This is a genomic window from Flavicella sp. (assembly GCF_029238425.1).
Lineage (GTDB): Bacteria > Bacteroidota > Bacteroidia > Flavobacteriales > Flavobacteriaceae > Flavicella.
Map to the genome: position 1 here is coordinate 1 of NZ_JAQWGB010000196.1, position 11,873 is coordinate 11,873.

General features: G+C 34.1%; 10 protein-coding genes and 1 tRNA gene. 6 read left to right on the forward strand and 5 right to left on the reverse strand.

The window, feature by feature from the left end; translation table 11 throughout:
- Both P8H68_RS13330 and P8H68_RS13335 read right to left on the reverse strand, forming a co-directional pair.
- Window positions 1-2,063, reverse strand: a 2,063-nt coding sequence (locus P8H68_RS13330; protein ID WP_300326169.1) for a DNA polymerase, incomplete at its 3' end; no start/stop codon positions are given.
- Between the two features lie 132 nt (window positions 2,064-2,195).
- Window positions 2,196-2,714, reverse strand: coding sequence for a shikimate kinase (locus P8H68_RS13335; RefSeq protein ID WP_300326172.1), 519 nt, complete (start codon window positions 2,712-2,714; stop codon window positions 2,196-2,198).
- 204 nt (window positions 2,715-2,918) lie between these two features.
- Here P8H68_RS13335 and P8H68_RS13340 point away from each other — a divergent pair, with 204 nt between their 5' ends.
- On the forward strand, window positions 2,919-3,215 hold the full coding sequence (locus P8H68_RS13340) for a thioredoxin family protein (protein WP_300326175.1): 297 nt from the start codon (window positions 2,919-2,921) through the stop codon (window positions 3,213-3,215).
- Here P8H68_RS13340 and P8H68_RS13345 read toward each other — a convergent pair.
- On the reverse strand, window positions 3,212-3,853 hold the full coding sequence (locus P8H68_RS13345) for a polysaccharide deacetylase family protein (RefSeq protein ID WP_300326177.1): 642 nt from the start codon (window positions 3,851-3,853) through the stop codon (window positions 3,212-3,214). The two genes, P8H68_RS13340 and P8H68_RS13345, sit on opposite strands and share 4 nt — an antisense overlap.
- A gap of 13 nt (window positions 3,854-3,866) precedes the next feature.
- Window positions 3,867-6,941 (reverse strand): DUF2723 domain-containing protein, encoded by a 3,075-nt coding sequence (locus tag P8H68_RS13350; protein ID WP_300326180.1) that lies wholly within the window; start codon window positions 6,939-6,941, stop codon window positions 3,867-3,869.
- Between the two features lie 221 nt (window positions 6,942-7,162).
- Here P8H68_RS13350 and P8H68_RS13355 point away from each other — a divergent pair.
- The 3 genes from P8H68_RS13355 to P8H68_RS13365 all read left to right on the forward strand — a co-directional run bounded on the left by P8H68_RS13355 (window position 7,163) and on the right by P8H68_RS13365 (window position 9,175).
- Window positions 7,163-7,233, forward strand: a tRNA-Gln gene (locus P8H68_RS13355).
- 173 nt (window positions 7,234-7,406) lie between these two features.
- Window positions 7,407-7,637: a DUF1059 domain-containing protein gene (locus P8H68_RS13360; RefSeq protein ID WP_300326183.1), complete on the forward strand. Its 231-nt coding sequence runs from the start codon at window positions 7,407-7,409 to the stop codon at window positions 7,635-7,637.
- An 11-nt stretch (window positions 7,638-7,648) separates the two neighbouring features.
- Window positions 7,649-9,175, forward strand: coding sequence for an arylsulfatase (locus P8H68_RS13365; protein ID WP_300326186.1), 1,527 nt, complete (start codon window positions 7,649-7,651; stop codon window positions 9,173-9,175).
- 59 nt (window positions 9,176-9,234) lie between these two features.
- Here the strand turns inward: P8H68_RS13365 and P8H68_RS13370 are convergent, their stop codons facing one another.
- Window positions 9,235-10,383 carry a hypothetical protein gene (locus P8H68_RS13370; protein WP_300326189.1) on the reverse strand — a complete coding sequence of 383 codons (1,149 nt, stop codon included), beginning with the start codon at window positions 10,381-10,383 and terminating at the stop codon, window positions 9,235-9,237.
- A 169-nt stretch (window positions 10,384-10,552) separates the two neighbouring features.
- On the opposite strand from P8H68_RS13370, the gene P8H68_RS13375 reads away from it, so the two are divergent.
- Both P8H68_RS13375 and P8H68_RS13380 read left to right on the forward strand, forming a co-directional pair.
- Window positions 10,553-10,927, forward strand: coding sequence for a VOC family protein (locus tag P8H68_RS13375; RefSeq protein ID WP_300326192.1), 375 nt, complete (start codon window positions 10,553-10,555; stop codon window positions 10,925-10,927).
- Window positions 10,928-10,962: 35 nt separating this feature from the next.
- Window positions 10,963-11,873: electron transporter RnfD (locus tag P8H68_RS13380; protein ID WP_300326195.1), on the forward strand; the 911-nt coding region annotated here is incomplete at its 3' end.

Below are 11,873 nucleotides of genomic sequence, written 5' to 3' on the forward strand. Positions count from 1 at the left end.
GGAATATTTTGAAGATTCGGATTGTTAGAACTCAATCTTCCTGTTGCCGCTACTGTTTGGCCATAAGTAGTGTGAATTCTATGCGTATTTGGGTTTACCTCATTCGGTAGCGCATCAATATAAGTGCTTTTTAATTTCACCAAACCTCTCCATTCAATAATTTCTTTGATGATTTCATGATCGGCTGCCAATTTAGAAAGTACATCTTCGTTGGTAGCATATTGTCCTGTTTTGGTCTTTTTGGGTTTTTCAACCAAATTCATTTTTTCGAATAAAACAATCCCCAGTTGTTTAGGAGAAGCCAAGTTAAAATCTTCTCCAGCTTGACCATAAATGCTTTTTTCTAAAACCTCAATATCTTTGGTGATAGTCTCTGATAATTGAGCCAGGTATTCTGTGTTTAGGTTGATCCCTTCAATTTCCATTTTCGCCAATACTTTTAGCAAAGGGATTTCAATTTCTTGGTATAACTCAGTAAGATTATTTTCTTCTAATTCTTTTTCGAAAATAGATTTCAATTGAAAAGCGATATCTGTATTTTCAATGACAAATTCGGTTTGTTTATGCAAGTCTGCATCTCCAAACTCAATGGCTTTTTTACCTTTCCCAATAACAGTTTCCTCAAGAATCGTTTTGTAATTCAAGTGGTTTTCGGCCAAAACATTTATCTGATGACGCATGTCTGGGTTCAAAAGATAATGAGCCAACATCGTATCAAACAATTGCCCTTTTACCGGGATGTCAAACTGTCCAAGTATTTTTATATCACGTTTTAAGTTCTGTCCTATCTTAAGGATTGCTTCATCAGAGAAAAATTCTGAATAGGTAGCGAGAATTTGCTTGGCAATTTGTGCTTCTTTTGGAAGTGCTAAAAAGTAACCTTTTCCTTTTTGATAGCTGAAAGAAATTCCAACGATGTTCAATTCAGAAGAGTCGGTTTTTACTTCAAAACAAACTTCTTTTTGTTGCAATAAGTTTGAAAGTAATTTTTGTCTTCCAAAGTTGCTGTTTACATATTGATACACATGGTCACTCGTTTCAATAGTTGTATATCCTGTTTGCACTTCTTCCTCTATATACGGTGAAGAAAATAAATCCAATTGAGCAGTTCCGTTATTTTTTTGAGGAGTCTCTTGCGTTTTAGGAGCTTCTTTTTCTGTAACTACAGTCTCTTGTGGTTGTTTGAAAAGTTTATTGATAGTTTCTAAAGTTCTTCTAAACTCGAGTTCTTGGAAAATATCATTTACTTTTTGAAAATCAGGAGTTGTTAAAATATAATCCTGTTCGTTGAATTGCACTGGACAATCTAACATGATTGTAGCAAGCTGTTTAGAAAGTATCCCCAAATCTTTATTGGCTTCTACTTTTTCTTTCATCTTTCCTTTCAACTCATGGGTGTTTTCAAGAAGACCTTCCATGCTTCCATAGAGTTTCAAGAATTTTTTAGCTGTTTTATCACCAACCCCGGGAAGTCCAGGGATGTTATCCACTGCGTCACCCATCATGCCCAAATAATCGATTACTTGTAATGGATTTTCAATTGCAAATTTTTCTTTTACTTTTTCTACATCCCATATTTCTATACCATTTCCCATTCTAGCTGGACGGTACATAAAAATATTTTCCGAAACTAGCTGAGCATAATCTTTATCCGGTGTAACCATATAAACTTGGTAGCCTTGTTTCTCTGCTTGCTTTGATAAAGTTCCGATCAAATCATCTGCTTCAATTCCTTTGTGCTCTACAATCGGAATATTCATGGCTTTTAAAATCTCTTGAATGTATGGAACAGCTATTTTTATAGCTTCAGGAGTTTCTTGCCTATTCGATTTGTATTCAGGGAAAGCTTCATTTCTTGCGTCGGATCCACCTTTGTCAAAAGCAACTGCTAAAAGATCAGGTTTTTCTCTTCGGATGACATCAATCAACGAATTGGTAAAACCCAATATTGCAGAGGTATCCATTCCTTTGGAATTGATTCTTGGATTTTTAATTAGTGCGTAATATCCTCTAAAAATTAGTGCAAATGCATCTAATAAAAACACCTTTTTTTGACTCGACATGGAATAGAATTTTAATACGAATGTAAATGTACAGAAATAAGTTTGAAAGTTAAACTCAGCCTGTGGAATGAAAAGATGGACTTCTGTCTTTTCTTTTAAAAATTAGATGAGAAATAGCTAGTTGTAAGCTGTCTAAAGTAGTTCAAAAACTTCTTGAGCCACTTCTTTTTTAGTTTTGTTGTCCGTTGAGACTTGAAATTCTGCTCTGCTGTAAAACGGAGAACGTTCAAATAAATGTTTTCCAATAAATTCGGCCATTGCTTCTTTTGTTTCAATATTTGCAATCAAGGGACGTTTGGATTTTTTAAGAAATAGTTTCTCTGTCAATTTTGGAACAGATCCTCTTAGATAAATACTCTTAGTGTCTTTAGAGTCTAAAACAAGATCCATGTTTTTTCCGAAACAAGGTGTTCCGCCTCCTAGAGATAAAATAATGTCTTCTTTTGTTTGAAGTAGTTCTATCAAGTATTCTTCTTCTTTTTGTCTGAAATAAATTTCTCCCTTTGATTCAAAAATTTCTTTCACGCTAGCTTCTTCTTTTTCTACGATAAAGTCGTCAAGATCCACTAGTGTATATCCCGTTTTTTTTGATAATTTTCTACCAATTGAAGATTTTCCAGACCCCATGTAACCAATTAAAACAACTATCATTTTTTGCGAAATTTTATTTTGTGAAACAAACTTATTTAAGAACTACAAAAGAACAAAAAAATATATGAAATGAATCGTTAAGAGCTACTTGAAAAATTATTTTTATAAATAACATAAATACAGTATATTGCAGGATGTTTTTTGTCGTTTCAATAATTTAAACACAAAAAAACACAGAATAAATTAAAAGCTTGCAAACGGATTATGACAAAATTTGGTGAACTAATAAATTTAGATATCCCTGTATTAATTGATTTTTATTTTGAATGGGATAAAACAGGTGAAAACCCTAATGAGGTTTTGCGTGATGTTGTAGCAGCTCTTGGCGACAAGGCGAAAGTGATCAAGATTGATATAGAGAAAAATGAGATTTTAGCGGATGCCTTAAAGGTAAAAGCAAATCCTACATTTATTATCTATAAAGGAGGCCAGATGAAATGGCGTCAATCGGGTGACTTAGATGCAAATACGCTGATCGGTTTGGTGAAGCAACATGCTTAACAAATAGCCTTAAACGAAAATCCTTTTTTGCTAAAATGCTCCAAGACTTTTGGAAGCACATATTCTAGATGTTTCGATGCTTTGATGCTGTCGTGAAAAACGATAATGGAACCTGGTTTGGTATTTTTAATTACGTTTTTTAGGCATTGTTCTTTGCTGATGTTTTTGTTATAATCTGCACTTAATACATCCCACATCACTACTTTATATCCTTGAGCTAAGACCTTTTTTAACTGACTGCTTTTTATTTTTCCATAGGGAGGTCTAAAAATCTTATGGTTGTTAGGAAGATTTTTTTGATCCAGAAGTTTTTTTGTTTTTAAAACATCGTTCATATAGGCAACCGTTTTGGTTTTCCAACCTTGTAAGTGATTGTAGGTATGGTTTCCTATACTGTGTTTTTGAGCAATCGTTTTTTCTAGTATTTGAGGATGGTCTGCTATGTTTTTTCCGATGCAAAAAAATGTCGCTTTTGCATTGTTTTCTGCCAGTTGATTGAGTACCCACTCCGTTATTTTTGGAGTAGGTCCATCATCAAAAGTTAAATATATTTCTTTTTTATCAGTAGGAATCGACCACAATTGCTTGTGGAAAAAGTGTTGCACCCAAGTTGGAATTTTTACAAAAAGTGAATTCATTTGGGCGATTTTTTTACTCCATAAGGCTTTGGAAAAGCTTTACATGATTGATAAAATCTTGTTCTGAGTTTGTTTTGTAGGTTTCGTCTGGATCATTTGAATCGATGTCTCTCATTACACTACGATACATATTCAAATTACGCTCAATTTCATCAAAAGTCGAGTTCAACCAAGATTCATCAAAACGACTGTAATAAACAAGTTTTTCTTGGAATATTTTGATCAATGTATCGCAAACAACTCTTGCTTTTTCGGGTTTTCCTATTTGATAATAATATTCAGGATATCCCAGGCAGATACCATAATGACCATAATCTTCAATAGGCATTTCAGCCAAACTCAAGTCAAGAATTTCTTCTGCTTTGTCAAATTTATTCTCAGCAATTAAAGATTCAGTAAGGCGCAATAAATTATTTCTAAACGATATAGAGTTTTTTCTAGACTCTACATCCAGGTAAATATCCTTAGAGTTGATCTTTGTCCAGTCCCAACGCAATACCTTTTCATACATGCTATCCGTATAAATTTTTCCCATGTCAAACATGCTTCCGTTGTTTTTTGTCTTGACAGGAATAAATTTATAGCACAATCCATCTAGTTGTAAGTAATCCTTCATCCAGATATACTCTTCGTCCGCATTGGCACCACCCGTAAAATAAATAGGATGCTTCCAATTATTATTTGCAAGTAAATCTAGCATCAGGATTCTGTTCTTAGTAAGTCCTTGTTTGTCAATATCGATATCAATATAAGACACAATCAAAGCAGAATCCTTTGCAGGAACTAACCCGCTTTTAAGAACTTTTTCTTTATCTACTTTTAAGCGTAATTTATTTGTTGGATAAAACTTTTCTTTGTGACCATTTTCAGTCTCAAAATACGTTCTTTCATCGCTTGATGCAATCCATTTCATAAAGTCTTTGATATCCCATCTGTTTTCCGTTTGAGGGTAATGGTAAGCAACATCTAAAGTTCCATGTTTGTATTGATCATGTGTCAATTGAGATGGAATTGGGTCTGCTTTATACGTTTTACGCTTCATTTGGTCAATGTACCAATCGGTAGCAAAAAGACTTGTATTGATCAATTTGATATCAGTTCTATAGTCTTCCACTTCTTGCATATACCAAAGCGGGAACGTGTCGTTGTCTCCAATGGTAAACATGATGGCATTTGGATCACAAGAATCTAAATACGCCTTTGCATTGAAATGAGCTGTGTATTTTCCAGATCTATCATGGTCGTCCCAATTTTCAGAAGCCATTATAGTTGGCACAGCTAACAATGAAATTATTGAAACAGCAAACGCTACGGTTTTTGGGCTGGCAAATTGTTTGAGAGAGTCGTAGAGCGCATATACTCCAAACCCTATCCAGATAGCGAAAATGTAAAAAGATCCTACCACGGCATAATCCCGTTCTCTTGGTTCAAAAGGTTTTGGGTTTGTGTAGAAAATAATCGCTAGTCCTGTAAAAGCAAAGAATAAAAATAAAGTGTAAAAGTTATTTTGGTCTTTGTTTAATTGAAAGATCAAACCGATAATTCCCAGTATCAAAGGAAAGAAATAATATTTATTTCTTCCTTTGTTGTTTTTAATATCACTAGGAAGATCAGATTGAGGACCCAAACGCATTTCGTCTAAAACCTTAATTCCACTGAGCCAATTTCCGTTGTGTATGTCTAAATTTCCTTGCTCGTCATTTTGTTTTCCAACAAAGTTCCACATCAAATACCTACCATACATATAGCCGAATTGGTAGCTAATCATAAATTTAATATTCTGATAAAAAGTAGGTCTTGACTTGCTTTTTGGGTCAATACCAGCAATAGATTTATAATTATCAATCACTGCAGGGTTAGGCATCCTAGGGATGAATCCTTTGTGCTCATCGGTGTAAACTGGAGTAGAATTTTTGTAATTATTTACGATTACATATTTTCCAGATTTTTCGTCTTGTTCGTATTTAGGCTTGTCATCTTTATAGATAGAATTCCCTTGGTCATCTTTTTTCTGTTCTCTATTGTAAGTAATAGAGTAGTAGGTGTCATAAAAAACATTGGCATCTCCATATTGTTCACGATTGTAATATGCTAGCAATTCACGTGCACTTGCCGGGTTATTTTCATTGATAGTTGTGCTTGCATTGGAACGGATTGGAAGCATTAACCAACATGAAAATCCGATCATAATAAATAAAACAGAAAGTGTCAAAGTATTTGCCATTACCATCTGTTTTGATCTTGTGTATTTAAGAGCGTAAAAGAAGGCTATAGCTAAGGCGGTACCAGCAATGATACTTCCAGAATTAAAAGGAAGTCCAACGGTGTTCACAAAGAAAATTTCAGAAATACTGAAAAACTTTAAGGTGAAAGGAAATAAGAATTTAAAAACAAAAGCCAAGACTAAAACAGAAACAACGTTTGCAATTAAAAACTTTTTGAGATCTATATTTTCGTAATTTTTGTAGAAATAAATAAATACGATGGCAGGTATTACCAACAAGGATAGGATATGTACGCCAAACGATAACCCAACTACAAAGGAGATTAACAGTAGCCATTTATGACCTCTTGGTGTATGCATTTCATTTTCCCATTTAAGGGCTAGCCAAAATAAAAGCGCCATTAAAAATGACGACATAGCGTATACTTCTGCTTCTACAGCGCTAAACCAAAAACTATCAGAAAAGGTGTATGCAAGAGCTCCGACCAAACCACTTCCTAAAACAGCAATAGACTTTCCTTCAGAAAAAGCACCTGACTTAAGAGCTAATTTTTTTGATAAATTAGTGATGGTCCAAAACATGAACAAAATAGTAAAGGCACTTGCCAAACCTGACATAAAGTTTACCATTTTTGCAATCTGAGTGACATCAGAAGTAAACATCGCAAAGAACGCACCTAGCATTTGAAATAAAGGAGCTCCTGGTGGATGCCCTACCTCAAGTTTAACAGATGTTGCGATATATTCTCCACAATCCCAATAACTCACAGTAGGTTCTAGAGTTAAAGTGTAGGTTATGAGTGCTATAGCAAAGGTTATCCAACCTAAGATAATGTTTAGTTTCTTGTAGTTTGTTAAAAACATAGTGCTGATTAGTGATATGTGTGTGCGAATTTAATAATTTAAAGTGAATACTTATAGAAAAGGGGAGAGCAACCTGTTTTGATTTTGATTTTTCTATTTTTTTTAACAATTCGCTGATTATTTGAGGGTTGAATTTTAGTTGAAAAAAAATATCAAAAAAAGTTTAGAATTTATTTGTAGGATTGAAAGTTTACCTTAAATTTGCACCCGCAATAAGCAATTGACCCATGGTGTAATGGTAGCACTCCGGTTTTTGGTATCGTCAGTCAAGGTTCGAGTCCTTGTGGGTCAACAAAAAAGCAACTTCATTTGAAGTTGCTTTTTTTATTTCTGAAAGTTTTCTACATTGTATTTTTAAGTATTATTTTTCTTAAAAATTATTGTTATTTCAATTTTATCCTAAAGAGAATTATTTACAAAGCCTTAATTAATCGTATATTTAAGGACAACTCTAAATTTGAAATTATGAAAACAATGACTTGTATTCAGTTAGGTGGTGCCTGTAAGGAAAAATTTACGGCAGAAACTTTTGAAGAGATTGCTGCATTGAGTAAGCAGCATGGTATGGAGATGTTTCAGAAAAAGGATGTGGCACATTTACAAGCGATGGAAAAAATGCAAGCCTTTATGGGAAGTCCTGAAGCCATGCAAAAATGGATGCAAGAGAAAAGAGAAGAATTTGAAAATTTAACTTAAAATAAATAAATATGAAAAGAATCACAACGCTGATGTTATTGTTGGTATTGCCACTTACGTTAATGTCTCAAAAAAACAAGAAACCTAATATTTTGGTCATCTGGGGAGATGATATTGGTTGGAGTAACCCAAGTATTTATAACCGTGGAATGATGGGGTATAAAACGCCCAATATAGACGCTATTGGACAGGAAGGAATTATGTTTACGGATTATTACTCTCAGCAAAGTTGTACTGCAGGTAGATCAGCTTTTATAACAGGGCAGTCTCCATATAGAACTGGGTTGACAAAAGTTGGAATGCCAGGTGCTAAGGAGGGGTTAAGTGAGTTGGATCCAACTATTGCAGAGTTGTTAAAAAACCATGGATATGCAACTGGACAATTTGGGAAAAATCATTTAGGAGATAGAGATGAACATTTGCCAACCAATCATGGGTTTGACGAGTTTTTAGGAAATCTATACCACCTAAATGCCGAGGAAGAACCAGAAAATGAAGATTATCCTCAAGATGCTGAGTTTAAAAAGAAATTTGGACCGAGAGGTGTAATTAGTTCTTCTTCAGATGGAAAAATAAAAGATACTGGACCTTTAACAAAAAGTAGAATGGAAACTATTGACCAAGAAACAAAGGATGCTGCTATTTCATTTATGAAAAAATCAAAGAAAGAAGATAAACCTTTCTTTGTTTGGTATAATTCAACATTAATGCATGTTTGGACGCATTTAACTGAAAAGGAAAAAGGAAAAACTAAATTAGGTTTGTACGCTGATGGAATGGTAAAGTTAGATGCCATTGTAGGGGAATTGACACAAACATTAAAGGATTTAGGGATAGAAGAGAATACGATTGTTGTTTTTGGTACAGATAATGGTGCAGAAATAATATTTTGGCCAGATGGCGGTATGACTCCTTTTAGAGGGGAAAAAGCGACTACTTGGGAAGGTGGTTTTAGAGCTCCTTGTTTAGTGAAATGGCCAAAGAAAATCAAACCAGGTCAAGTTAGTAATGAGATTTTTTCAGGTGAAGATTGGTTGCCTACTTTTTTAGCTGCGGCAGGAGAACCTGATGTGAAAGAAAAATTATTAACGGGTCATAAAGCAAACGGAAAAGACTTTAAGGTGCATTTAGATGGGTATAATATGTTGCCTATGTTGACAGGTAAAACTAAAGAGGGTCCAAGAGAAGAGGTATTTTATTTTGATGATGATGGGAACTTAAATGCGTTCCGATACAAGCGTTGGAAAATGCATTTTAGAATTCAAGAGAATCATGGTTTTGATGTTTGGCAAAAAGGGTATACAACACTAAGATTTCCTATGCTGATGGATTTATATGGTGACCCTTATGAAAGAGCGCAACACGATTCGGAAGATTATAACCATTGGATGGCAGAAAGAATGTTTATGTTGGTGCCTGCACAAGCTTACATAGGTAAATTTTTGCAAACGTTTAAAGAGTATCCGCAGAGACAAACCGTTGGGAGTTTTAGCTTGGATAATGTATTGAAGCAAATTCAAACAGCGAAGAAGAATTAATAAGTTTTTTTTAAAATAGAGCCGGATACAGTAGTATTCGGCTTTTTTTTTGAAGTAAATTAAAAAGCTTCTTCTATCCCAAAATAGACCCCGCTATTTCCGTCGGCACCAATTCCAATATCAGCTCTAAGATTTACGCGTTCTTTTTTATTGAACATGTATCTTACACCACTACCAAAACTATATTTTAAGGTTCTGAAATTGTATTCAATTATATTTTCTGAGACATTCCCTACAGTCCCAAAAAGAACATATCCCCATCGTTTAGAGAAACTTTTTCGGTATTCTAATTGTCCCATCGCATAAAAGTTATCTCGATATCGACCAAAAAAGTAACCTCTCATTTGTTTTCCACCCAAAGATGGTAGCTTGTAAAATGGTGTGTCCCCTGTAGCAGATTGTATGAAAAAGTTACTAGCAAAAACACCACCGTTTTTAAAAGAAATAAAATTTCTAACATCAAACTCAAAGAAAGCGAAATTAAAGTCACTTAGACTAGGGTATATTACGGCTTTGAAATATTGAAAGCTTCCAGATTTGGGGGTGAATAAATGTTCTCTACTATCCCAAACTAAATCTCCCCCAAAACCGATCATTTGACCACCGTTTGATCCTATTACCAATGGGTCGTCAATCAATTCATTTCCTTTTTTATCTTCGATTTCCGTATAATTATAGTCAAAGATCATTCCTGCTCTATCAGCAGAAAACCATGTTGTTGGTATTTGAACTGTAAGTGTAGTTGCAAAAGTAGTGGCGGTATAAGCTGCATTCGCATAGTCTTGCGCATCATCTCCGATACCCCAAAATTTATTTACATAAAACCCATAGTTCATAGGTAATTTTATGTTTAGTCTGTTCTTGAATAAATATAGATCATTGTCCATACTAATCCTATATTGATTGTTCAAAGAGTAAAATCCACCAAAACCAAGTTTTGACGGGTTGAGTTCTTTTTCTTTGCCCGTATAGTAGATGAAAATTCCACCAGCACCAAAAGCCACATCGGTTTCTGGAGTATAAGAGACAAAAGGGTAAGTGTTGAAAGTTGGTTTTCTTACGGTATCTGTGGATTTATATTTTTTATAATATTTTGCTTTTAAAGCATTTGTAGAAAGACTGTCGATGATTCTGCTTTCACGATTTTGAGCAGAGGTGAATTGTGAACATACCAAGGTGCAAAATAGCACTGTAAAAATTTTTTTCATAGCAGAATAAAAACTGAATTGTTACAACGAATGCAAAATACGACAATATCCTAACTAAATTATAAAAATTATGGGACTGTCTTCGAAAGATCAAAAATCTATTATTATACTTGCTGACTTTTCGGTATTTTTAGTAGTTTAGTTTTCATAAATAAAAATTAAAAAAAATATGAAATTAGGTGCCTTTTCAGTGAGTTTAAATGTGCAAGATTTAATGGTCTCTAAAAAATTTTATGAGAAATTGGGATTTGATGTGTTTGGAGGAGCTATAGAAAGTAATTATCTTATCATGAAAAATGAGCAAACATTGATAGGGTTGTTTCAAGGAATGTTCGAACATAATATTTTGACCTTTAATCCAGGTTGGGACAGTGACGCTAAGGTGTTGGAGGAATTTGATGATGTGAGAGAAATTCAAAATGAGTTGTTAGATGCTGGAATTCATATAGAAAATAAAATCTCTGAAGAAAGTAAAGAAGGTCCGGCCAATATAATCATCATAGATCCGGATGGAAATCCTATATTGATCGATCAGCATTTATAGCATATTTTAAAAATATAAAACAAAAAATAATTGTCATGAAATATTTGTTTACCCCTCTTTTACTTTTTTTACTTAGTTGTGCAAGTGTAACTTCCGATGCAGTTGAGTCAATTTTGGTCGACTTTGATGATAAAGAAGTCTATTATGAAGGTAGAGTGCAACAGAACGAAAAAATTGGAGCTACAGAAATATATTGGCCTGGTTCTTCTGTGTCTTTAAAATTTGAAGGAACCTCAATATCTGCTGTTTTGGAGGATGAGAAAGGTGAGAATTATTTTACGGTAGTTGTAGATGGCAAGCAAACCTCTGTATTGGATTTAAAAAAAGGTAAAAATGAATATTTGTTAGCAAATAATCTGCCTTTAGGAGTGCATCAGGTTGAAATACATAAACGAAATGATTGGGGGTTTGGAAAGACCTTGTTTCACTCTTATAAAGTTCTTGGAAAAAAAACCTTAGAAATAGATGCTAAAAAAATGTTCATAGAGCTTTATGGAGATTCTATTACGGTAGGCTATGGGAATGAGGATTCAACGGGACAGGATAGGTCTACGGGTGATGTGACTAATAATTATCTGGCTTATGGAGCTGTAACCGCAAGGAATCTTAACGCTGAGTACTCTTGTATTGCACATAGTGGAATTGGAATTATGGTGAGTTGGCATGAATTGATAATGCCTGAGGAGTATTATAGATGGAATCCTTTTGATGCAGCTAGCAAGTGGGATTTTTCATCTAAAAGACAACCGGATGTGGTTGTTGTGAATTTGTTTCAGAATGATTCTTGGTTGGTGAAAAGAAAAAAACATCCGGAGTATGTAAAAAGATTTGGAGACAAAGCTCCTGATCACGATTTTATCATTGAGAGTTATGTTTCTTTTCTAAAATCTATTCGAAAAGAGTATAAAGATGCAAAGATAATTTGTATGCTTGGAAATATGGATGT